Origin of the sequence: Nocardia vaccinii NBRC 15922, from assembly GCF_001613305.1 — a bacterium.
GTDB classification, from domain to species: domain Bacteria; phylum Actinomycetota; class Actinomycetes; order Mycobacteriales; family Mycobacteriaceae; genus Nocardia; species Nocardia vaccinii.
In genome coordinates, this window is sequence record NZ_BDCC01000037.1 from 1 (window position 1) to 21,413 (window position 21,413).

Below are 21,413 nucleotides of genomic sequence, written 5' to 3' on the forward strand. Positions count from 1 at the left end.
GCCAGTGGCGGCTCGGCTCGCCTACCTGCGTGGAAGATGCCCTGGGCGTGATCGCCGCCGACGCCATCAGCATCATCGCGGGCGAGCGAGACGGAAAACTGGCCCTGTGCGCGTCGCCGACCTGCCGAGCCGCCTTCTTCGACACCAGCCAGAGCCGGACCCGCAAATGGTGTGACATGAACACCTGCGGAAATCGTCAGAAGAAGGCGCGCTTCAACGCCAACCAGCGCAGGAAAACCGTTGCGGCAGAGTAATATTCACCGAGGCCGTTTCGCCGTTCAGGCGTACTTGACTTCCCAGTGCTTGATGCCGTTGATCCAGCCCGAGCGCAGCCGCTCGGGCTCGGCGAGCTGACTCAGGTCCGGCATGGCATCGGCCAGGGCGTTGAACATGAGGTCGATCTCGAGCCGGGCGAGGTTCGCCCCGACGCAGTAGTGCGCCCCGGTACCACCGAAGGCCAGATGCGGATTGGGGTCGCGCAGGATGTCGAAGCGGAACGGCTCGTCGAACGCGTCCTCGTCGAAATTCGCTGAGCTGTAGAACAATCCGACCCGCTGACCCTTGCGGATCTGCCGGCCGCCGAGTTCGGTGTCCGCGGTGGCGGTGCGCTGGAACACCGTCACCGGCGTGGCCCACCGGACGATCTCGTCCGGCGCGGTGCGCGGGCGCTCCCGGCGGTACAGCTCCCACTGGTCGGGGTTGTCCACGAACGCCTTCATACCGTGGGTGATGGCGTTGCGGGTGGTCTCGTTGCCGGCCACCGCGAGCAGGATGACGAAGAACCCGAATTCGTCCGATCCCAGCCCCTCACCGTCCATGTCGGCGTGCACGAGCTGACTGACGATATCGTCCAGGGCGTTCGCGCGGCGCTGCTCGGCCATGTTCCAGGCGTATCCGAGGATTTCCATCGAGGCGTTCGACGCGGAATCGGTATTGCTGGTGTCGCCGTATTCCGGATCGTCGTAGTTGAGCATCTGATTGGACCATTCGAACACCTTGCGGCGGTCTTCCTGCGGCACGCCCAGCAGTTCGGCGATGGCCTGCAACGGCAGCTCACAGGCGACCTGCTCGACGAAGTCGCCGCGGCCCTCCTGCTTGGCGGCGTGCACGATCGCCGCGGCGCGCTCGGTCAGCGCGGCACGCAGGCTCTCCACCGCGCGCGGGGTGAATCCCTTGGAGATGATCCGGCGGATCTTGGTGTGCTTGGGCGGATCCATATTCACCAGCAGCGCGCCGGTCAGCTCGATCTGGTCGACGGTGATTTCACCGGGCAACCGGATGATCGCGCCCTTCTGCTGCGATGAGAACAGATCGGACCTGCGCGAGATCTCCTTGATGTCCTCGTGCCTGCTCACCACCCAGTAGCCGCCGTCGCGGAAGCCGCCGGACTGCTCGTCGGCCTGGGCGTTCCACCAGACGGGTGCGGTGCGGCGGAGCTCGGCGAACTCCCTGACCGGATTTCTGGTCTCCCACAGCGCGGGATCGGTGAAATCGAATCCTGCGGGTAGCGAGGGCGCGGACACTGCTGCCTCCTGGAAGGTCGACGTCGTCGTGGACCGGATATCGGCCGCGTCGGGGCTGGCCACCGCGGCACTGATCTATACCGCCCGAAGCGGTGGGAATGCATGTCCAGACACATGGTGGACATGTGTCTGGACGCTACTACGGAAACCGCTCCACGACAAGGTCGGATCCGGACGGATTTCGGTGCGCACAGCCGAACGCGGCGCTCGCCGGCCGGGCGGGCGCCGCGTCGACGACTTCGCCGCCGGATCAGCCGAGCAGTCGGCGCGCACAGGCCTCCAGCAGGTCGGCCACCTGCTCATAGGACAGGTGCCCCATACCACCGTGCAGCAACGCGCCCGAATAGAGCACCTCGAGGATCGCGATGGTTTCGCGTTCGCCCGGCCCCAGCGCCTCGCCCAGACGCCTGCGGATCTCGGCCCCGATGCACACCCGCAGATGCTTCACATCCGGATCCGCACCCAGCAGCGCGCTGCTCACCGCACCGGCCAGCGCGGGCTCGTCGGCCACCAGCATCGAGACCTGCCGCAACACCGCTACCACGTGCGCCACCCGATCCCCGCCGCCCACCCGCATCGGCGGCGCGGCGGCCAGACGCCGCCAGAACACCTCCGAGATCAGGTGTTCCTTGGAGGAGAAATAGGTGTAGGCGGTGGCCGTGCCGACCCCGGCCGTCGCGGCGACCAGCCGGATGGTCGTGCCCGGATATCCCTCCCGGGACAACACCTCGACCGCCGACGCGGTCAGGCGATCGACGGTGTCGGCTTGTTTCTCGGTCAGCCGCCGGCGGGTCGCTTCCCGATTGGTGGACACTTGTTCGGACATGCGTCTTGACTATACGCGTTCACCACAGCGGAACGGGTGCTTCGCCGATCTTGTACCAGCCCGGCAGCGGTCCCGAGCCGGTGCGCTCGATGCGCCTGCGCATGCCGTCCGACAGCGCGTCGGCGGTGATCATCTCCATGAACAGCGCGCTGACATTGCCGAAGTCGAAGAAGTCCCGCTGCCAGGACCACTGGAAGTTGCCGCCGTAGCGGAACCAGCTGCCGCCGATGCCCTCCGGCGAGTAGTTCCGGCCGTCGGGGCGGGTCGCATCGCTGATCTGCTTCCACAGCCCGATGACGGTGCCGCTGCGATCGTCGACGACGAATTCCTGATACGGATAGGTCCATCCCTCCAAGCCGTCCATCTCGAGGCCGATGGCGATATCGCGGATCTCCTCCCGGCCGACCGCCATGAATTCCTGTTTGGGGCCGTAGTTCCAGCCGTAGGTGGCGTCCTCGGTGTAGTACTCGGCCAGCGGACGCCAATCGCCCGCGGCTTCGCAGTCCTTGTTGGCCTGTTCCCAGCGGGTGACCATCTCGTCGAGTTCGGCGCGATCGAATTGCGGCACGGCAGTGGACCTTTCGTGGAGGGAGATCATGAATGTGTTTACGAACGTTTCGGCGCTTCGGGTTGCACCTCGACCAGGATCAGCTGACTGCCCCGGGGCGTGCCGACGACCGAGCCGATCGCCGCGGCCATATCCGAGGGGCGCAGCAGGTACGGGTGCCGGGCGAAGCCCCAGGCCACCCAGTCCTCGATCAGCGGCCCGACGACCTCGGCCTCGGCATTCATCCCCATCCCGGTGCGAGTGGGTCCGGGGCGCACCAGGCTCACCCGGACGCCGGTGCCCTCGAGTTCCATCCGCATCTGCTCGGCCATGCCCTCGAGACCGGCCTTGGCCGCGTTGTAGGCGCCCATGCGCGGGCGGGGCGAATGCGCGCAGTCGGAGCTGATCAGCACAAAATCCCCACGGCCCCTTGCGATCATATCGGGAACCACCCGGCGGGCGAGGCGATGCGGGCCGACCAGATGGATGTCGACCTGCCGGGCGAAGTCCGCGGTACTCATCTCGTGCACCAGCGCGAATTCCACATCACCCGCACCGGAGACGACCACCTCCGCCGGACCCAATGCCGCCTCGGCGGCCGAGACGAACGCATCGACGGACCCGTCATCGGTGACGTCCAACCGGTGCGCGACGGCCGCACCGCCCGCGGCGCGGATCTTCTCGGCCAATTGCTCGCACGCGTCCACCCGGCGCGCGCCCAGTGCGACCGGATACCCTTGCCCGGCAAGTAATTCCGCGGTGGCGGCGCCGATGCCCGAGGACGCTCCGGCGATCAGTACGGGCCGCCGATCCGGATTGGGTTCGAAACGCGGCATCTCAGGCAACCTCCACCTGGATGGGCAGGTGGGCGAAGCCGCGCACGTTGGTGGAGTGCACCCGCTCGATTCCGGTCTCGGCCAGGCCGTACCCGCGCACCCGCGCGCCGAACTCGCGCAGCGCGATGGTCGCCTCCAGCCGGGCCAGATGCGCGCCGAGGCAAAAGTGCACGCCCGCACCGAAACTGGCGAGATTGCCCTTGTCGGCGCGATCGATGCGGTAGGTGTCGCCGTCGTCGAACACCTCGGAGTCCCGGTTGGCCGAGCCGATGAGCAGCAACACCTTCGCACCCTCGGGGATGGTCCGTCCGTACATCTCGATATCGGTTGCGGCACTGCGGGCCACGAGCTGACTCGAGGTGTCGTAGCGCAGCGTCTCCTCGACCCAGTCCGGGACCAGTTCGGGCTCCGCCCGAACCTTGGCGTATTCGGCCGGATCGCGCCCGGCCCAGTACAGCGCGTTACCGAGCAGTTTGGTGGTGGTCTCGTTCCCGGCGACGACCATCAGGAACATGAACCCGATGATCTCCTCGGCCGACAGGCGGTCACCGTCGATCTCGGCGTCGAGCAGCGCGGAGGTCAGATCGTCGGACGGATTCGACCGCCGCGCCTCGACCATTTCGCTGTAATAGGTGATCAGCGACAGCGCCGCCTCGATCGCGGGTACAGGGACGTCGAGCACGCCCTCGTCCCGGTGCACCACCAGATCCGCGAGCCGGCGAACCTCGGCGCGATCGGATTCGGGGACGCCCATGAGTTCGGAGATCACGTCCATGGGCAGTTTTCCGGCGAAATCCTCGATCCAGTCGAAACTTCCGCGATCGAGCGCCGGTTCCAGATGCTCCAGGGTCAGCTCGCGGATGCGGGCATCCATCTCGGTGACGCGCCGGGGCGTGAACCCCTTGTAGACCAGGCGGCGCATGCGCACGTGCCGAGGATCGTCCATGGCCAGGAACGACATGGTCTTGTGCGCGTGCGGCCCCCACGCGGCCGGATCCAGCGACACTCCCATAGCGCTCGACAGCCGCACATTGTCCCGGAATCCGGTGATGACGTCCGCATGCCGGGACAGCGCCCAGAATCCCAGATCCGGGTTGTGGTACAACGGCGCATCGGCGCGCAGGCGCTCGTAGGTCGGGTACGGGTCGTCGTGGAACCGGTAGTCGTACGGATCGAACGTGAACGGCTCCAGGGAGGCCGAAGTCATCACGTGTACCTCGAATTCGTGAACGCGCGCCTTCGGGACCGGAACTCGGTCCGGATTCCGAAAGACACATAGCTGGACATGTGTCTGGACGGTATCATCGACACCAGCTCGCCACAACGGGCAGCCCTGCGTTCGACTACCGCTCGATCCTGGAGACTCCTGTGAATTACCCGAGCACATGGGGTTTTCCGCGCGCTCCTTGCATCCGGTCGGTGAACCGAATTATATTCCGAACACCTGTCCAGACATGCATCGGAGATGACAGATGAACGGTCTCGTCCCAGCGGACGGCACTCCCCTGCTGATCGGCGGCAAACTGGTCCCCGGCGGGTCGGGCGTCTTCGCGACGATCAATCCCGCCACCGAAGAGGTACTCGGCCACGCCGCCGACGCCTCGCCCGAGGACATGGATGCGGCCATCGCCGCGGCCCGGGCAGCGTTCGACGACACCGACTGGTCCCGCGATCACGCGTTCCGCGCCCACTGCGTCCGCCAGCTGCGCGACGCCATGCGGGCCCATATCGAAGAGCTGCGCGAGATCACCATCGCCGAGGTCGGCGCGCCGGTCATGCTCACCAGCGGCCCACAGCTCGAGGGGCCGGTGGGCGATCTGTCCTTCGCCGCCGACCTGGCCGAAAGTTTCAGCTGGACAACAGATCTCGGCATCGGCGAGACGATGGGCATTTCCAGCCGCCGCACCATCCGCCGCGAGGCGGTGGGCGTCGTCGGGGCGATCACGCCGTGGAACTTCCCGCACCAGATCAACCTCGCCAAGATCGGCCCAGCCCTCGCGGCAGGCAACACCGTCGTACTCAAGCCCGCACCCGATACCCCGTGGTGCGCCGCGGTGCTCGGCAAGCTGGTCGTCGAGCACACCGACATTCCGGCCGGCGTGCTCAATATCGTGACCTCACAGGATCATTCGCTCGGCGCGCGCCTGGTGGAGGATCCCCGGGTGGACATGATCACGTTCACCGGATCCACCGATACCGGGCGGGCGGTGATGTCCGGGGCAGCGGCGACGCTCAAGCGCACCTTCCTCGAACTCGGCGGCAAATCCGCCTCGATCGTCCTCGACGATGCCGATATCGCGGGCGCGGCGAGCTTCACCGCCTTCTCGGTCGCGGTGCACGCGGGCCAGGGCTGCGCCCTGACCACACGGCTGGTGGTACCGCGGGCGTCCTACGACGACGCGGTCGCCGCCGCGGCCAAGGCCATGGCCGGGCTCGGCGCGGGTGATCCGACCAACCCCGGAACCATTTGTGGCCCATTGATTTCCGCCCGTCAGCGCGAGCGGGTACAAGGCTATCTGGACAGTGCGCTGCGCGAGGGCGGGCGCTTCGCGACCGGTGGCGGACGGCCGGCGGATCGCGACCGCGGTTTCTTCATCGAGCCGACTGTCATCGCCGGGCTGGACAATACCGCGACCGTCGCGCAGGAGGAGATCTTCGGGCCGGTGCTGGTCGTGATCGCGCACGACGGCGACCAGGACGCCGTGCGCATCGCGAACGAATCCCCGTACGGCCTGTCCGGGGCGATCTGGGGCACCGACCAGGAGCGCATCGAGCGAGCGGTCGCGGGTGTGCGGACCGGTACGCTCGGCGTCAACGGCGGCCAGTGGTACAACGCCGATGCCCCGTTCGGCGGTTACAAGCAGTCCGGTATCGGCCGGGAAATGGGCGTGGCCGGTTTCGAGGAATATCTCGAGACCAAACTCGTCGCCACGCCCGCCTGAGAGGTTTCGGTCCGAGGCCGGAACCGGTTCGCCGGTTCCGGTGTTCGGCGCTCGCGGGTCGCGCGGGAGGCCCGTACATCCTTGTCCCGCACCGAGGTTCGGCCGGATAGCGGCCGAGACGGCGAGGAGCCGGATATGACCGATACAGCTCTGCTCGCGGGTCGCGGCGCGGTCGTCGTAGGCGGCGGCAGCGGCGTGGGGCGGGCGGTCGCCGAACTGCTCGCCGCGCACGGCGCTGGCCTCGTGGTGAACTCGCGCACCGAGGAGTCGGTGCGCGAGGTCACCGAGACCATCGTCGGCGCGGGCGGGCGAGCGGTGGGAATCGCCGGTTCGGCGGCCGACGAGCAGATCGCCGGAAGTCTCATCACCACGTGCGCCGAGACGTACGGCGGCATCGACATCCTGATCAACTGCGCCGGGATCGCCGAACCGCGCCGATCCTCGATTCTCGATGTGAGCGGCGAGGATTGGCGCACGCTGCTCGATTCGCACCTGTCCACGGTGTTCCACACCTGCCGCGCCGCCGCACCGCTCATGGCCGCGCGCGGCGGCGGTTCGATCGTCAACACCGGATCGTTCGCCTACCTCGGCGATTACGGCGGCACCGGCTATCCGGCCGGTAAGGGTGCGGTGACCAGTCTGAGCCTGGCCATGGCCGCCGAGTTGAAGCAGTCCGGCGTCCGGGTCAACGTCGTCTGCCCCGGGGCGAAGACGCGGCTGTCGACGGGCCCGGACTACGAGGAGCACATTCGCGACCTGCACCGGCGCGGTCTGCTCGACGAGGTCACCATGCAGGGCTCGCTCGACGCGCCGCCGCCGGAATACGCCGCAGCGCTGTATCTGTTCCTCGCCGCCGGCGCGGTCAGCGGCGAGATCTTCATCGCCGCAGGCGGTTTCGTCGGCACCTTCGCTCGCCCGGCGATGGCCGCGATCGGCTATCGCGACCATGTGCGGGAGCCGCCCTGGTCCGTCACGGAACTGAGCTCGCTGTTCGAGGGCAGGTGACGGGCCGCCCAAGCTCATGCCCGTCCCGAGCACAGAGGTGCACCGTCGCAGGTCCGCCCGCATTCCGGAGTCCAGACCGAGGCGTTGCGAGTGACGGGTCGGACACTCCCGGCAGGTTGTCCGCAACATGTGTCCGGACAAGTATTCAGACACTTGTACGGTCCCGTGTACGAAGCAGATACCCGCACTTGCTCCGAGGACGGGCTTGCCGATGCCCCGGGGCTCACCGCCCAGGCCGAAGCACAGATTCGCCTGCGGGCCCGGGCGGCGCTGGCGTCCGACGCGGATCCGGCGGCCGTCGAGCGCCTAGCGGCCCTATACACGGGCGCGATACTCAGCGCCGCTGCGGGATACGCGAACCTGACCGATGGGGCCCGGTCGATCGACGATGTGGCGCGTCGCATACTGAATCGGCACTGAGATCGACGGCGCCGTCCCTCGCGGGCGGTACCGCATCGCGAAAGGAAGCGATTCCATGAAGACACGACTCAACTGCCCGTGCGGGGAGTACATCCGCGGCACGGACGAAGACGATCTGGTCGAGAAGACGCAATCGCATCTCGCCGAGAAGCACCCCGACCACAACTACAGCCGCGACGAGATCCTCTTCATCGCCTACTGATTCAGCACCGTACGGTGTCCGGCCTCTGCCGGGCCGCCCCCAGGGACGACCCGGCAGGCAGTGCCACCATTACTTGCCGACACGTCCCTTCCGTCGTTCGCGACGATGGTGGCGGTCCGCGCCGCACTCGGCGACTCGTCATGCTACGCCAGAACCGTTCCAGCACAGCCGCATTCGACATAGGGCTGACGCGATACGATACGTCACGAGCGGCCGCACGATCATCATGGGCCGACGCACCCGGGACGCGCTGCCCGCCCCTGGAATCGATCAGGCGTCTGCCGGATCACACACATCCGGGCAGCCTCCCGGCAAAGTCGTGGTCTCGGCCGCACCGCCTGCCCGCGGCCGCGAAGCTCCGCGGCGCAGCCGACGACGGCATGCCCGAGACGGTTCCGCCCGGACTACGAATGCATCTCGGCCGGAACGGGTTTCGTGGGCGTGCCAGGCAGCGGTGGCAGGCCCGCACGGTATGCGCGGCTACGCTCGCACCGCTCGGTGAGCGAATCTCGGGCCTCCAGGGCGATCGCGCCGAGCGCGGCCGACCGATCGCCGGTATGGCGCAGAGCCGCGGCGGCGAGCAGGAGCCTGCGGGCCGGATCGATCATGTGACGTGGGGCGCGCACCCGTGAGATCGTCTCCATCACCGCGACGGCCAGCGCGGGGTCGGACGCGGCCTCCCGATACAGCTCGGTCTCCAGCGGGTTCATCTCGGTGCCGCGCGCGAGGCGGTTGGTGTACTGGTAGATCTCCAGGCAGTCCGTCTCGCGGCGCAGCTCCCACTCGGTCAGGCGCCGGTCCAGAGCGACCGGATCGTCCAGTACGGCGGCGGTGGATTCGCCGAGCAGTCTGCCGTATCGCAGGGCGTCGCGAATTCCCTGCGCGGTCACCGGATCCTTGAAATGACCGGCGTCGCCGGGCAGCGCCCATCCGGGCCCGGAGGATCGCCGGAAATAGGAGGTGATGTCCACCGCCGAGCGAACTCGGCCGCGCAGCGTACATCCGGCCAATCGTGTTGCCAGACCGGGGATTCCGGCAATCATCTCGCGGTAGGACTGTTCGGCGCGGCCGACGCCGCGCGGTGCGGTCCGCACCGGCGGCTGGACCAGGCACAGCACCAGGCCGTCGTCGCACGGGAACGCGGTGCCCAGCAACTGCCCGGCTCGCCACTGCGCGGCGATCGAACGGTCCTGTTCCCGCGTGTCCTCCCAGTAGCCGTAGCAGCAGGCCCGCCCGCTGGCCGAGCACCGATACGGCGACCTCGCGCCGACCTGTTCGGCGACGGTGCTGCGCCGACCGTCCGCACCCACGACGAGACGAGCGCGGATCTCGTGCGCGGTTCCGTCGCGATCGTGATACCGCACACCGCGGGCGCGCCCGTTCTCCCACAGGAGTTCATCGACCCGGGCCCGTTCCCGCAATTCGGCGCCCGCCGCACGGGCCGTATCCACCAGTGCCGCATCCAATCCCACGCGACGCACGCACATCGAGTAATCGATGCCGCCGTACGCGGTGAACGGCGCGGCCACGGTATGTCCGGCGCCCACCGCCATCCCGGTGGTCAGCCGCGGCGCGCCCAGGGCGCGGACCCGCTCGAGCGCGCCGAGCTGCCGCAGCTCGAACACCCCGGAGGACCACAGCAGGTGGGTGGACAGCGTATCGGAGGGAAAAGAGGAACTGTCCAGGCCGATCACCCGACGGCCGGCGCGGGCGAACGCGATGGCGGCGGCCGTTCCGGCACAACGGGTTCCGACGATCACGACGTCGGTCTGTTCTGCGCCCACGACGCCTCCCAGCATTACGGGACACTATGTTCGGACACTATGTCCTATAAAGGAGGATGAGAGGTCGGCGCAATGATGTCAAGCAGCCCGGAATCGACACCACCGCCGATCTCTGCGGCACAATGGCCGCATGTTCGCACCACTCGGAATCGACCGCCGATGCCCTCGCTGACCCGGACCTCCCGGGCGCGCGGGCAGCGTGACGGGCATCGGGAGGCCATCGAACACCGCGTGCTGGCCGCGGTCGACCGGCTGCTGTCCGACGGGACCGCATTCACCGAGATCGCCGTCCAGCGCATCGCCGGCGAGGCGGATATGGCGCGGTCCACCTTCTACCGGTATTTTCCGGACAAGAGCCGGCTGCTGATCCGCATGGCCGAACTCGCCACCGACGATCTGTTCGGCACCGCCGAGCGCTGGTGGTCCCAGGACCACTCCGAGGGCCAGCCGGGCGTGTGCGCGGCGATGCGCGCGATGATCGCCGGCGCTCGCGCCCACGGCCATCTGCTCCAGGCGCTCATCGAGGTCGCCGCCTACGACCGGGAGGTCGGAGCGTACTGGCAGGGACGGGTCGCCCGCTTCATCGCCGTGGTGTGCGATCGGCTGGTCCAGGAAAAGGAGCGCGGCCGCATCGACGCCTCGATCGACCCCGCCTCGACCGCGATCGTCCTGACCGCCATGGTCGAACGCTCCATCCAGTACGCGTTCTTCGCCACTCCCGCGCCCGATGACGACGTCCTGGCCCGCACCCTCGGCCGCACGATCTGGCTGACCGTCTACGGCGAGCGCGCCACGCCATCGGGCTGAGTCACCCGTCCACGGCGCTCGCTCACGCCCCGCGGATCGCCCATCGGGCAGCACGTGCCGTGCCGGCCTGGCCTTCGGCCGACAGCGCGCCCCCGGCCGGCCGTTCGAATTCGGTCGCCCTATCGCTCGGCAACGCGCAATTGCCCTGCCCCACAGAGCCATAGCCGGACCCGGCGCGTTCGCGCCCCGGCGGCGGATGTGCACATGCGGTTGAACAACCGTCGCATCCGGCGACGCTCGCGATTCCCTGTTGGGGCAGGGCATTTCGAGGCCGCACACCCCACTCGTGATGTCAGCGTGCACCAAGTTGCAGCACTGAATGCTGTGACCTGCCAGAACAGAGTACTGAAACCTGTTCACCACGGGCCGGCGAACTTACCGTGGAATGCGTCGCCGTCGCTTCGAGGATCCGTCGTCCGGGTCGTTCGGGAGCGCGATGCAAAGGAGCATGCAGATGACGGGCACGACATATCCCGCCGACGGCAACTGCACGTGCAGTGACCGACCGACCCGCCGGGTCATCGTATATTTCGAGAATCCGGGCGCCACAGGTGATCTCGTTCTCGAATACGCGGCAACATATGCCGAGGCGTGCGAATTCGCCTCCGCGGCGGTGCGCAGCGGCCTGGCCATCACGGTGGATCGCAAGATCCGGCCCGACCTGCGCCCGCTTCCCTGCCGCCGGCTCTGGCGCTGATCGGGGCCGCACCCCTTGCCACGCCACGGTACGTTGGCGTACCGTGCACCTGGTACACAGACGTACCACGGTGGGAGGATCGCGGATGACCACAGTGAGACTGCCCGGCGGACCGAACTCCCCGGGCACCGTGCAGATCCTGGAGATCCTGGCCGGGCGCACGCGCGCATGGCGGCGCCTGCACGATCGCTACGGCTCGGCATTCACCGTCACCACCCCGCGCCTGGGGCGCACGGTCGTGCTGTCCGATCCGGCCGAGGTGAAGGCGCTGTTCACCGCCGGTCCGGAGGTCGCGGACAATGTCGATGTGAACCTCGGCGAGGTCCTCGGACCGGGCTCGCTGTTCTCGCTCAGCGGCGACGCACACCGCAGACAACGCAAACTGCTCACCCCGCCGTTCCACGGCCGCCGGTTGGCGGTGTACGAGCAGCTGATCGAGCGGGAGGCGGTCGCGGAGATGGCCTCGTGGCCGTCGGGCCGCGAATTCCCGACAATGGATTCGATGATGCGGATCACGCTCAACGTGATCCTGCGCGCAGCCTTCGGCGCGGACGGCGCGGAATTCGACGAACTGCGCGAGGTACTGCCCCGCATCGTACTGCTCGGTTCGGCGCTGGTCGCCTTGCCGATACCGCGAAACTTCCTGGGACGCTTGGGCCCCTGGGCGCGGTTCGCGGCGCATCGCCGTCGCTACGACCGGATCGTGGACCGTCTGATCGATCGCGCCGAAGCCACCGGACTCGACGGTCGCGACGATGTGTTGGCGATGATGCTGCAGTCCCGCTACGACGACGGCACGGCGATGACCCGCGGCGAGATCGCCGACGAGTTGCTCACCCTGCTCACCGCCGGGCACGAGACCACCGCGACGACCCTTGCCTGGACCGTCGAGCGGCTGCGTCGCCATCCGGATGTGTTGCGCCGCTTGGTATCCGAGGTGGATGCGGGCGGTTCGGAACTGCGCGAGGCGACCCTGCTCGAGGTGCAGCGAGTGCGGCCGGTGATCGATGTGACCCCACGTCAGATCCGCGTCGACTCACTGCGGTTGGGGCGATGGACTCTGCCCGCGGGGCAGAACGTGCTGATCAACATTCGGCTGATGCACGACAACGAGGAGCTGTTTCCCCGGGCGCGAACCTTCGATCCGGATCGGTTCCTCGACGCGCGGCCCGGCACGTTCAGCTGGATTCCGTTCGGCGGCGGCGCGCGCCGCTGCATCGGGGCGGCCTTCGCCACGTTGGAGATGAACGTCGTATTGCGCACGCTGCTGCGGGATTTCACGCTCGAAACCACCGATGCGGCCGATGAACGCCCGCACTTCCGCGGGGTGGCGCTGGCTCCCGGTCGCAAGGGTCGCGCGGTGGTCCACCGCCGCGCCATCGGTACGCCGGTCACCACAGTCGCACAGGCCGAGGCCACCGCCTGAGCACCGAGTCGCGGACGAAGGCGCGGGCGGACACTACGCTCGGTACGGTGACCGACGCCGAGCCCGCATCCAGCCCCGCCTTCGCGGCCGAGCCGGGATTTCGGCGACGCCTGCTCGACGGCATGGCCGAGACGGTGCGCAAGCACGGCTACCGGGAGGCCACCGTCGCCGACGTGGTCCGCGAAGCCCGCACCTCACGCCGGACCTTCTACGAACATTTCAGCAGTAAACAGGACTGTTTCATCGAACTGCTGGCCGAACGCAACAGCGATACGATCCGGCAGATCTATGCGGCGGTCGACCCGTCGGCGCCCTGGCGCACGCAGGTCCGGCAGGCGATCGAGGCGTGGATCGCCGCCTCCCAGCACGATCCGTCCATCACCCTGGCCTGGATTCGCGATATCCCCGCCCTGGGCGACGATGCCCGCGAACTACATCGCGCGACCGGTGAGGCGTTCGTCGCGCTGATCCGAAACCTCACCGCCACACCGCGATTCCAATCTGCCGAACTGCACCCGCCCTCGCGGGCGATGGCGACGATTCTGTACGGCGGCTACCGCGAACTCATCGCCTCCACCGTCGAAGCGGGCGGCGACATCTCCGAAATCGTCGACGTCGCAGTGGAAACCGCGATCGCACTCATCGGACCGCGCTGAGACCGTGTCGGATCGACTTACACACAACGCTCTACCGCATCTCCCCGGTGTCGCAGCATGACGACCGGGAGCTCGCGTCGATCCAGGTCTCTGCCAGCGGTATAAGTGCACTCGGGTGCACGGTCGGTAAGTCGATCGACTTCCCGTCCCGCCGGGCGTGGTGGCGAAATACGCTGCACCGCAAACGCTGTCGCCATCAGTTGGCAGCCCGTGCAGCAGTGGGAAATAGCGTTGGCGGCCCGGTCGATGTCCAGGTAGCATTCGCGCCCAGCTTGTTTCGGATCGAATTCTCGGATCGCGCACGGCCGGTTCGCCGCGTGCGAGGGTAGGGGTAATAAAATGACGAATCCTGGTGCGCTGCAAGGTGTTCCCATGCCAGCCCAGGCCTGGGCGGCACAGCAGCAGCCGACGTTGTACTGCGCGCACTGCGGCGCGACTCCGGCCGCGGCGGTGGATATCCGCGGGCATCGCGGCTTCATCGTCTTCATGCAGTTCCTTCGGATGTCCGGGCCGTTCTGCCGCGACTGCGGACTGGCCACCTACCGGCGGATGACCCTGGAGAGCGTCTGGCTGGGCTGGTGGGGTCCGATGTCGATGTTCATCAACCCGCTGACGATGCTGTTCAATCTGTTCGCTTACAACAGCATCGCCAAGCTCGCGCCGCCGGTTCCGGGTATGCCGGGCCGCCCGCTCGATCCGGGCAAACCGCTGTTCCAGCGGCCTGCGGCGCTGGGATTCCTGCTCCCGATCGCCGCGGTGACCCTGATCCTGACCGCCATTGTGATCAGCTCGGTCAGTCCGACGTAGCGCCGGCGCCCGACACCCCCGGCCCGGAATCTCCCGTTCGCCGGGTTCGCAAACGCCTCGCACCGCAGGCCCCGCACTGCTAGCTTGCGGCCGTGGATCTCTTCTCACGATCGTGGGCGGCCCTGCGCGCCACCGTCGCCGAACTGCACGACGAGGATTTCGCACTGCCGTCCGGATGCACCGGATGGCTGGTGCGAGATCTGGTGTGCCACTTGCTCATCGGCGCTCAGGACATTCTGATCACACTGGTGACACCCGCCGAGGGCGAACCGACGCGCACGGCACTGTCCTACTGGGACATCGACACGGAGACACCCACCGGCGACCATCCGCTCGATGCGCTGATCGTCCGGCTGGCCGCGGCCTACCAGGAACCGCAACTGCTCAAACTCCATTTCGACGACGTCGGATCGGCCGCCGGCCGCGCGGCCGAACTCGCCGATCCGGACCGGTGCGTCGCAACCCGCGGCGAAGTGCTCACCACCGCCGACTATCTCGACGCCTATGTGCTGGAGTGGACCCTGCATCACCTCGACCTGGTCGCGCAGCTGCCGGGCGAGCCCGAGCCACCGGCCGACCTGCTGGCCCACGCACGCCGGATGCTCGAGCGGATCGCCGGAGCGACATTCCCGTCCGCACTGCCGGATCGGGAAGCCCTGCTGATCGGCACCGGACGCCGCGCGCCCAGTGACGGCGAACGCGCCGAACTGGGCGAGATGGCCGGGAGGCTACCCTTCGTCCTGGGCTGAGTGAACAGCCGACCAACCAGCGGGACAGGTACTGCCCGTTGGTGTATCTATTGAATGTTCCCGTCCCTGAACACCCGGATCGCTCGGCGCCGAGCCCCGCGCGTCGCACCGATCCCGGAGGCCGAGCATGACCAGGTCGAGTCCCTCTCGAACACCGCAGTTCACCCGCTACGTAGCGCTCGGCGATTCGCAGACCGAGGGGGTCGGCGATCCCGACGGCAGCGGCGGGCTACTCGGCTGGGCGGACCGCCTCGCCCAGGTGCTCGCCCGGCTGTACCCGAGCCTCGACTACGCCAACCTGGCTGTTCGTGGCCGGTGCGCGGGTCAGATCCGGGCGGAACAGCTCACTCCGGCCCTGGCGATGAAGCCCGATCTGGTGTCCGTCGTCGCCGGGATGAACGATCTACTGCGGCCGCGATTCGACCGCGACGCCGTACTCGCCGAAATCGAGAGCATGTTCGCGGCGTTCGCCGTCATCGGCGCGCGGGTGGTCACCTTCACCTTCCCCGATATCGGCGCGGTCGCCCCGCTGGTGCGGCCGCTGTCCGGGCGCGTCCGGGAGATGAATGCCGCGCTGCGCACCGTCGCGGCGCGGCATCGGGTGACGGTGATCGACTTCGAACCGGTGCCCGCCACCACCGACCGGCGGGTGTGGACCGATGATCGGTTGCACCTGAATCCGCTGGGCCACGAACTCGTCAGCCGCGCGGTCGCCGACGGTCTCGGGCTCCCGGGCGCGGACGGCACCTGGCGCACCGCGCTGCCGCTGGATCCGAATCCGCGGCGCCCGGCCGTACTCGGCGACGAACTACGGTGGGCCACACGCCATCTCATCCCCTGGGTGGGCCGCCGCATCCGCGGCGTCTCCTCGGGCAACCGGGTCGCTGCCAAACGGCCCGAGTTGCTTCCGGTGACCTGGCCCCGAGCGACGAATTTCGCGAAATGACGGTGCGCGCATGAGAATTCGACGATGGCGGCGGGTGTATCTGGCGACCGAGTACGCGGCGTTGTTCTTCGGCGGCACCACCGCCTACAACGCGCTGCTGCGCGGTAGGCCGCCGATTCCGGCACTGCTCGCGCTGGCCACCGGGGCGGCGATCTATCTGCGACGCTCCCCCGGATTCGATCGGACATCGCTGTGGCGCAGCGACGCGTTCGGCGAACAGGCGCGTTCGATGGCGGTATCGGCGGGCGCGAACGCCCTCGCGCTCACCGCGGCGACCACCGTGCTGCGGCGGGAGCATCTGTTCGATCTGCCGCGGCGCAATCCCTGGTTGTGGCTCGCGGTGCTGATGCTGTATCCGGCGCTGAGCGTCTACCCGCAGGAACTGGTGTTCCGGTCGTTCCTGTTCCACCGGTACGCCCCGGTCTTCGGGGAGGGTCCGGGCCTGGTCGCCGCGAGTGCGGCGGCATTCGGGTACGTGCACATCATCTTCGGCAACTGGTTCTCCGTCGCCGCAAGCGGTGTGGGCGGCTGGTTGTTCGCGACGCGCTACCTGCGGAGCCGGTCGCTGTTCACCGCGTCGGTGGAGCATTCGCTGTACGGAATTCTGATCTTCACCATCGGCCTGGGCAGGTACTTCTATCACGGCGCGGTGCCGCAGGCCGCCACCCGCCGCGTTCCCGGAACCGCCTGAAGAAGCGGAAGCCTTTGCGTCCCCAGCGAATTCAGGAGACGAACCGGGCGTCGGCAACCACCACATCCGCGGAGCTGAGGTACCACCCGTTCCAGGTATCGGCGACGTCGAGTTGAATGGCGTGTCCGCTCGCGGGGCCCGCGGTGATGAGCCACACGCCGTTGCCGTAGCCGGTCGCCGTGCTGACGCTGCCGTCGGACCAGCTCAACCGGGCCGAGGTGGGGGCGGTGGTGACGTTCCACGGGATACTCACCGCGAACACGCCGCCGCGAATCCCCGGCAGCAGCGGGCCGGCGCAGTCGCTCAGGGTGACCTCGCGCTGAATACTCTGTCCGGCGCTGCCGGTGCCGGGAATCATCCGGCCCGTCATCACGCCGCCCCGCGCACAACCTCCGTTCGCCCCGGACACGGGGGCGCTGTGGCCCGGTGCCGCACCGAGTATCGGTACGGCGCATGTCAGCGCCGCGACCAGCACGGTTCCTCGAACGGACACGACATCACCTCGCTGTGACGAAAACAGTATTGCGATCGGGCCGCCCACCTGATCCCGAAGCGAACGCCGCCGACTTGCCCAGCAGTGTAGCCATCCGGATCCGATCTCGACCGCGTTCGGCGCATCCGATGCCCCGGCCGCCGCTCAGCCCCAGGCGCGTCGGGTGGCGGGCATTCCCGAATCGCCCCGGCTGCCGGGCACCACACCCAGCACCTGGTGCAGACCCAGAGTGCCGTCCTCGAAGCCCAGCGCCGATGCCGCCATGTACAATCGCCAGATCCGGGCGCGGCCCGCACCGGCGAGTTCGACCGCACGATCCCATTCCTGTTCCAGACCGGCGACCCAGCGCCGCAGGGTCAGCGCGTAGTGCTCGCGCATTCCCTCCACGTCGCGGACCTCGAATCCGGCGCGTTCCATGGCCAGCACGACCCGGCCGACATCGATCAGCTCACCGTCCGGGAACACGTACCGCCCGACGAAGGACCGGCCGGTCATCACCGAACCGCCGATCGCGGAGATGGCATGGTTGAGCAGGCGGCCCCGCGGCCGCAACAGCGCGTGCATCGTGGTGAAATACTCCGCGGCGCGCTTGGATCCGACGTGCTCGAACATGCCGATCGAGGAGATCGCGTCGAAGCGTTCGCCGCGCAGGTCCCGGTAGTCCGCCGTCCGGATCTCGACCAGATCGGAAAGACCTTCGGCGGCAACGCGTTTGCGCGCGAGTTCGGCCTGCTCGTGGCTCAGCGTCACCCCGACCACGTGCGCGCCGTAGGTCGCGGCCGCGTGCATGGCCATCGAGCCCCAGCCGCATCCCACGTCCAACAGGCGCATCCCGGGCGCCGCGTCCAGCCCCAGCTTGCGGCAGACGAGATCGTGTTTGGCGCGCTGGGCGTCGGCCAGGGACATGGTGTCATCGGGCTGCTCCCCCGCACCGGCGAACCGCGCACAGGAGTACGTCATACTCGGCCCGAGCACCAGGCGGTAGAACTCGTTGCCCACGTCGTAGTGATGGCTGATCGCGGCGGCGTCACGGCGGCGGGTGTGCCGCCCGCCGAACCGGGTACGCATTTCCTCCGCCGGCGGTTCGGGCGGACGGCCCAGCGCGCCGAGCCGGCGTGCCGCGCCGATCGCCTGATAGACCGCCCCGGCCCCGAGACCGATTCCCGCGCCCGGAGTGCGCGGGGACGAGGACCGCAGCGCGCGCATCATCGCGAAGATGTCACCGTCGAGATCCGCTGCGCCGGAGACGAACGCGCGGCCCAGGCCCAATTGCCCGGGCGCCCAGACCAGATGGCTGATCGCCTCCTTCGAACGCACCCGCAGAGTGCCGTGGGACGTGCCGGCCGGCCGGATCGAACTGCCGTCCCAGAATTCGAACGCGACGCCGGGTTCCGGCCCGAAGGCGGCACGAAGCAGCGGGCGAAGTGTGTCGGCGACGGATTGCTGATCGGCCATCTGATCACTGTTGCCCATGAGATCACTATGGCGCGCGATGCGGGAGGTGAATGACAACGACTCGGTGTCAATCCGCCGAGCTCTGTTCAGCCGGCCCTGTTCAGCCGGCCCTGTTCAGCGATGTTCCGGTCTGCTCACCGTTCACGATGCGCGCGACCAGGCTGGAGCGCAGATACCACGAATCCCTCGCCGTCTCCGGATCCAGTCCGGTCAGCTCCGTAATATGCACGAGCCGACGACGCAGCGTCCCGACCGAGACGCCGAGTCGGCGGGCGACCGCGTCCTGGGTTCCGGGTGAGCCCAGGAAAGCGCGCAGAGTGTCCAGCAGAGCCGGATCACCGCGCAGCGGATCCAGCACCGACCGGATCCGCCGGTTGGCCCGGCCCGGACGCGACACCTGGTATTCGCAGGCCAGATCCCGGAATCGGTGCAGGCCCGGTCCGCGGCCCAGATGTACCGCCAGATCCAGTAATTCGTGGGCCAGATCCGCGGCCTGCGGGATCGCGGCCTGTTCGGCCTCGACGAACGTCGCCGTCACCGGCGCACCGGCGACCTGCGCGAGCCGATCGATCCGCTCGCCCACCCACTCTTCGACCGCGGCGGGGTCGGTTTCGGTGGCCGGGGCCTCGGCGGGGATCAGGATCGTGCCGCCGTCGACGCTCAGCAGCGACAGCGGACGGGGGCGGCAGCCGGCGAGTTCGGCCTGGATGCGACGCAGTTTGCGGCGAGCGACCACGCGAGCGTCGAGCAGCGGGTCGCTCTCCTGCGGGTGCGCGCCGATCGCGACGGCGACGACCAGATACGAATTCGACAGTCCCGCAGCGGATCCGGCGGTGCGTGTGCCGACGGCGCGGCCGGCCAGCAGGCCCGAGGCCAGGGTCGCGGCGGCGACGCGGCCCTCGGTGGTCATCGCGCGAACCTCGGCGGCGTATGCACGGGCGACCGCGGCCGAGAGGGTGCGCAGCACATCGATCAGACCGGCGCCCGCCGCGCGCACGATCCGCCCGTCCGACCAGGCGCCGCCGCGGGCCCAATACTGCAGGACCGAGGAAACCGCCGCGTGGACGGCTCGATGCAGGATCGCGATCGGCAGATCCCGCTGGGCCCAGCGGCGGGCGATCGATTCGATTCGATCGGCCACCGGCTCCGCATCGGCGCCGTCGGGCGTCCCGGTCAGTTCGTGCACACTGCACCGCACGAGTTCGAGCAGGTCCGCCCGGAGCCGCCCATCGATCCTGTCCGCGACGGCGGTCAGGTCCAGTCCGTCCACCACGGACCGCGCCAGGTCGGCCGGACGCGCCGGCTGCAGCGCGGTCCGCACGGGCGCTCGATCCGAATACATCGCGCTCGTCCTCATGCGGGTCATGACAATTCCTCATCGGCTCGGGAGCGGAAAGGAGCGCAGGATCGGTTTCCATCGCCGATTGCCGACTCTACCGAGACCAGCGGACATCGCGAATGTTCGAAGTACACAATGCCGGTCGCGCTGATTGTGTACTTCCACTGAAGTCGGTCCGATCGCTTTCAACCCAGAAAAACCGCTGGTAGATGACGATAACGACATTCTCGCGATATTTCCCGAGGGAATGTTTTCCGAATTCGTCGCGTCGGGTGATTTCAGCGTGCGGAACGATTCACGCGATACCCCGCCGCGATTCCAGTGCGGACCATTCGGTGTCCGCGGTGGCCGGTGGATCGAGAGCCGGGCGCATCGGCGGCCGGTCGGCGAAACTGGGCTCGGTGACCGTACGACGCCAGCCGGTGCCGTGCGGAATGAACTGTGGCAGACCGCTACCCGAGTCCTCGAGGCCCAGGCGGTCCAGCAATGTCGCGATGACCTGGCGGCTCATCGCGGCCAATTCGTCGTTCGGGCGATTGCGGTGCAGCCGGGTACCCAGGTCGACCTGGCCGATGGCCTCGATGCCGTACCGCGCGAAACAGTCCAGCAGAATACCGATTTCGACGCCGTAACCGGGGGCGAACGGGATTCCGGTGAGCAATTCGCGGGTGGCGGCGTACTCGCCGCCGAGCGGCTGCACGATCTCGGCGAGTTCGGGTGCGAGCGCGGCCAGCAGCGGCCGGGCGACCAGCTGGGTGACCCGGCCGCCACCATCGGCATCGGCGCGTCCCTCGGTGCGCAGCGGCCGCCGGTAGAAACCCTTCACCAGGTGCAGGCCGCGATCGAACAGCAGCGGCGCGAGCAGGGACGGCACGAACATCGGGCTGGGCGAGATGAGATCGGAGTCGACGAACACGATCAGGTCGCCCCGCGCCACCGCCAGCGAACGCCACAGTACCTCCCCCTTGCCGGGTCGCGGCGACAGCTGAGGGAACGCCTGCTCGCGGGTGTACACGGTGGCGCCGGCACCGCGCGCGGCCGCGATGGTGCCGTCGGTGGAACCCGAGTCGATCACGAGCAATTCGTCGACCAACCCTTCCACGTGCGGGCGGATCGAGGCGATCACCCCGGCGACGGTGGCCTCCTCGTCGAGTGCGGGCAGGACCACCGACACCCGGCGGCCCTGTTTGCGCTCGACGAGTTCCGGAATGGACCAGCGGCGATCGAACCAGGTGGAGCCGGTGTGAGAGACAGGCATGAGG

23 protein-coding genes are annotated in these 21,413 nt (G+C 68.3%); 13 read left to right on the top strand and 10 right to left on the bottom strand.

The window, feature by feature from the left end:
* On the top strand, positions 1–254 hold a 254-nt coding region (locus tag NV1_RS24240; RefSeq protein WP_169813391.1), incomplete at its 5' end, for a CGNR zinc finger domain-containing protein.
* A gap of 24 nt (positions 255–278) precedes the next feature.
* On the opposite strand, the gene NV1_RS24245 is transcribed toward NV1_RS24240, so the two are convergent.
* The 5 genes from NV1_RS24245 to NV1_RS24265 form a co-directional block, all read right to left on the bottom strand.
* Positions 279–1,523, bottom strand: coding sequence for a cytochrome P450 (locus tag NV1_RS24245; RefSeq protein WP_067896005.1), 1,245 nt, complete (start codon positions 1,521–1,523; stop codon positions 279–281).
* Positions 1,524–1,773: 250 nt separating this feature from the next.
* Positions 1,774–2,349 (bottom strand): TetR/AcrR family transcriptional regulator, encoded by a 576-nt coding sequence (locus NV1_RS24250; protein ID WP_067895605.1) that lies wholly within the window; start codon positions 2,347–2,349, stop codon positions 1,774–1,776.
* Positions 2,350–2,368: 19 nt separating this feature from the next.
* Complete coding sequence (locus tag NV1_RS24255; protein WP_157117321.1) at positions 2,369–2,917, bottom strand: Cif family virulence factor; 549 nt, start codon at positions 2,915–2,917, stop codon at positions 2,369–2,371.
* 38 nt (positions 2,918–2,955) lie between these two features.
* Entirely contained in the window at positions 2,956–3,732 is a 777-nt protein-coding gene (locus NV1_RS24260; protein WP_067895611.1) for an SDR family oxidoreductase, read from the bottom strand.
* A 1-nt stretch (position 3,733) separates the two neighbouring features.
* Positions 3,734–4,939, bottom strand: coding sequence for a cytochrome P450 (locus NV1_RS24265; RefSeq protein ID WP_067895614.1), 1,206 nt, complete (start codon positions 4,937–4,939; stop codon positions 3,734–3,736).
* Between the two features lie 265 nt (positions 4,940–5,204).
* On the opposite strand from NV1_RS24265, the gene NV1_RS24270 reads away from it, so the two are divergent.
* From NV1_RS24270 to NV1_RS24285, 4 genes are all read left to right on the top strand, one after another.
* Positions 5,205–6,674, top strand: a complete 1,470-nt coding sequence (locus NV1_RS24270) for an aldehyde dehydrogenase (protein ID WP_067895617.1) — start codon at positions 5,205–5,207, stop codon at positions 6,672–6,674.
* 135 nt (positions 6,675–6,809) lie between these two features.
* Positions 6,810–7,679 (top strand): SDR family NAD(P)-dependent oxidoreductase, encoded by an 870-nt coding sequence (locus NV1_RS24275; RefSeq protein ID WP_067895620.1) that lies wholly within the window; start codon positions 6,810–6,812, stop codon positions 7,677–7,679.
* Between the two features lie 165 nt (positions 7,680–7,844).
* Positions 7,845–8,099: a hypothetical protein gene (locus NV1_RS24280; protein WP_067895623.1), complete on the top strand. Its 255-nt coding sequence runs from the start codon at positions 7,845–7,847 to the stop codon at positions 8,097–8,099.
* A gap of 55 nt (positions 8,100–8,154) precedes the next feature.
* Positions 8,155–8,301 (top strand): DUF1059 domain-containing protein, encoded by a 147-nt coding sequence (locus tag NV1_RS24285; protein ID WP_067895626.1) that lies wholly within the window; start codon positions 8,155–8,157, stop codon positions 8,299–8,301.
* 404 nt (positions 8,302–8,705) lie between these two features.
* Here NV1_RS24285 and NV1_RS24290 read toward each other — a convergent pair whose 3' ends face one another.
* The gene (locus NV1_RS24290) at positions 8,706–10,085 is read right to left on the bottom strand and encodes an NAD(P)/FAD-dependent oxidoreductase (RefSeq protein WP_245713892.1); all 1,380 of its coding nucleotides are present in this window, start codon (positions 10,083–10,085) and stop codon (positions 8,706–8,708) included.
* Between the two features lie 159 nt (positions 10,086–10,244).
* Here NV1_RS24290 and NV1_RS24295 point away from each other — a divergent pair, with 159 nt between their 5' ends.
* The 8 genes from NV1_RS24295 to NV1_RS24330 all read left to right on the top strand — a co-directional run bounded on the left by NV1_RS24295 (position 10,245) and on the right by NV1_RS24330 (position 16,864).
* The gene (locus NV1_RS24295; protein WP_067895634.1) at positions 10,245–10,892 is read left to right on the top strand and encodes a TetR/AcrR family transcriptional regulator; all 648 of its coding nucleotides are present in this window, start codon (positions 10,245–10,247) and stop codon (positions 10,890–10,892) included.
* Positions 10,893–11,346: 454 nt separating this feature from the next.
* Positions 11,347–11,589: a hypothetical protein gene (locus tag NV1_RS24300; RefSeq protein ID WP_067896008.1), complete on the top strand. Its 243-nt coding sequence runs from the start codon at positions 11,347–11,349 to the stop codon at positions 11,587–11,589.
* A gap of 85 nt (positions 11,590–11,674) precedes the next feature.
* On the top strand, positions 11,675–13,015 hold the full coding sequence (locus tag NV1_RS24305) for a cytochrome P450 (protein ID WP_067895636.1): 1,341 nt from the start codon (positions 11,675–11,677) through the stop codon (positions 13,013–13,015).
* A 47-nt stretch (positions 13,016–13,062) separates the two neighbouring features.
* The gene (locus NV1_RS24310) at positions 13,063–13,671 is read left to right on the top strand and encodes a TetR/AcrR family transcriptional regulator (protein WP_245713893.1); all 609 of its coding nucleotides are present in this window, start codon (positions 13,063–13,065) and stop codon (positions 13,669–13,671) included.
* 372 nt (positions 13,672–14,043) lie between these two features.
* Positions 14,044–14,478 carry a hypothetical protein gene (locus tag NV1_RS24315; RefSeq protein ID WP_067895639.1) on the top strand — a complete coding sequence of 145 codons (435 nt, stop codon included), beginning with the start codon at positions 14,044–14,046 and terminating at the stop codon, positions 14,476–14,478.
* Positions 14,479–14,570: 92 nt separating this feature from the next.
* Complete coding sequence (locus NV1_RS24320; protein WP_067895642.1) at positions 14,571–15,227, top strand: maleylpyruvate isomerase N-terminal domain-containing protein; 657 nt, start codon at positions 14,571–14,573, stop codon at positions 15,225–15,227.
* Between the two features lie 127 nt (positions 15,228–15,354).
* Positions 15,355–16,173 carry an SGNH/GDSL hydrolase family protein gene (locus NV1_RS24325; protein ID WP_067895644.1) on the top strand — a complete coding sequence of 273 codons (819 nt, stop codon included), beginning with the start codon at positions 15,355–15,357 and terminating at the stop codon, positions 16,171–16,173.
* 10 nt (positions 16,174–16,183) lie between these two features.
* Positions 16,184–16,864, top strand: coding sequence for a CPBP family intramembrane glutamic endopeptidase (locus NV1_RS24330; protein ID WP_067895647.1), 681 nt, complete (start codon positions 16,184–16,186; stop codon positions 16,862–16,864).
* A 31-nt stretch (positions 16,865–16,895) separates the two neighbouring features.
* Here the strand turns inward: NV1_RS24330 and NV1_RS24335 are convergent, their stop codons facing one another.
* The 4 genes from NV1_RS24335 to NV1_RS24350 form a co-directional block, all read right to left on the bottom strand.
* Positions 16,896–17,357, bottom strand: a complete 462-nt coding sequence (locus NV1_RS24335) for a hypothetical protein (protein WP_157117323.1) — start codon at positions 17,355–17,357, stop codon at positions 16,896–16,898.
* A 144-nt stretch (positions 17,358–17,501) separates the two neighbouring features.
* Complete coding sequence (locus NV1_RS24340; RefSeq protein WP_245713894.1) at positions 17,502–18,830, bottom strand: SAM-dependent methyltransferase; 1,329 nt, start codon at positions 18,828–18,830, stop codon at positions 17,502–17,504.
* A gap of 82 nt (positions 18,831–18,912) precedes the next feature.
* Entirely contained in the window at positions 18,913–20,178 is a 1,266-nt protein-coding gene (locus NV1_RS24345) for a PucR family transcriptional regulator (RefSeq protein ID WP_084525727.1), read from the bottom strand.
* A 268-nt stretch (positions 20,179–20,446) separates the two neighbouring features.
* Positions 20,447–21,409, bottom strand: a complete 963-nt coding sequence (locus NV1_RS24350; RefSeq protein ID WP_067895654.1) for a glucosyl-3-phosphoglycerate synthase — start codon at positions 21,407–21,409, stop codon at positions 20,447–20,449.
* Positions 21,410–21,413 lie beyond the last annotated feature (4 nt).

What these genes read in the sequence shown, in the direction of transcription:
- NV1_RS24340 (WP_245713894.1), bottom strand. Translation starts at nt 18,830, where the DNA reads ATGGGCAACAGTGATCAGATGGCCGATCAGCAATCCGTCGCCGACACA.
- NV1_RS24265 (WP_067895614.1), bottom strand. Translation starts at nt 4,939, where the DNA reads ATGACTTCGGCCTCCCTGGAGCCGTTCACGTTCGATCCGTACGACTAC.
- NV1_RS24345 (WP_084525727.1), bottom strand. Translation starts at nt 20,178, where the DNA reads ATGACCCGCATGAGGACGAGCGCGATGTATTCGGATCGAGCGCCCGTG.
- NV1_RS24350 (WP_067895654.1), bottom strand. Translation starts at nt 21,409, where the DNA reads ATGCCTGTCTCTCACACCGGCTCCACCTGGTTCGATCGCCGCTGGTCC.
- NV1_RS24295 (WP_067895634.1), top strand. Translation starts at nt 10,245, where the DNA reads ATGCCCTCGCTGACCCGGACCTCCCGGGCGCGCGGGCAGCGTGACGGG.
- NV1_RS24325 (WP_067895644.1), top strand. Translation starts at nt 15,355, where the DNA reads ATGACCAGGTCGAGTCCCTCTCGAACACCGCAGTTCACCCGCTACGTA.
- NV1_RS24330 (WP_067895647.1), top strand. Translation starts at nt 16,184, where the DNA reads ATGAGAATTCGACGATGGCGGCGGGTGTATCTGGCGACCGAGTACGCG.
- NV1_RS24315 (WP_067895639.1), top strand. Translation starts at nt 14,044, where the DNA reads ATGCCAGCCCAGGCCTGGGCGGCACAGCAGCAGCCGACGTTGTACTGC.
- NV1_RS24305 (WP_067895636.1), top strand. Translation starts at nt 11,675, where the DNA reads ATGACCACAGTGAGACTGCCCGGCGGACCGAACTCCCCGGGCACCGTG.
- NV1_RS24275 (WP_067895620.1), top strand. Translation starts at nt 6,810, where the DNA reads ATGACCGATACAGCTCTGCTCGCGGGTCGCGGCGCGGTCGTCGTAGGC.
- NV1_RS24270 (WP_067895617.1), top strand. Translation starts at nt 5,205, where the DNA reads ATGAACGGTCTCGTCCCAGCGGACGGCACTCCCCTGCTGATCGGCGGC.
- NV1_RS24250 (WP_067895605.1), bottom strand. Translation starts at nt 2,349, where the DNA reads ATGTCCGAACAAGTGTCCACCAATCGGGAAGCGACCCGCCGGCGGCTG.
- NV1_RS24260 (WP_067895611.1), bottom strand. Translation starts at nt 3,732, where the DNA reads ATGCCGCGTTTCGAACCCAATCCGGATCGGCGGCCCGTACTGATCGCC.
- NV1_RS24300 (WP_067896008.1), top strand. Translation starts at nt 11,347, where the DNA reads ATGACGGGCACGACATATCCCGCCGACGGCAACTGCACGTGCAGTGAC.
- NV1_RS24285 (WP_067895626.1), top strand. Translation starts at nt 8,155, where the DNA reads ATGAAGACACGACTCAACTGCCCGTGCGGGGAGTACATCCGCGGCACG.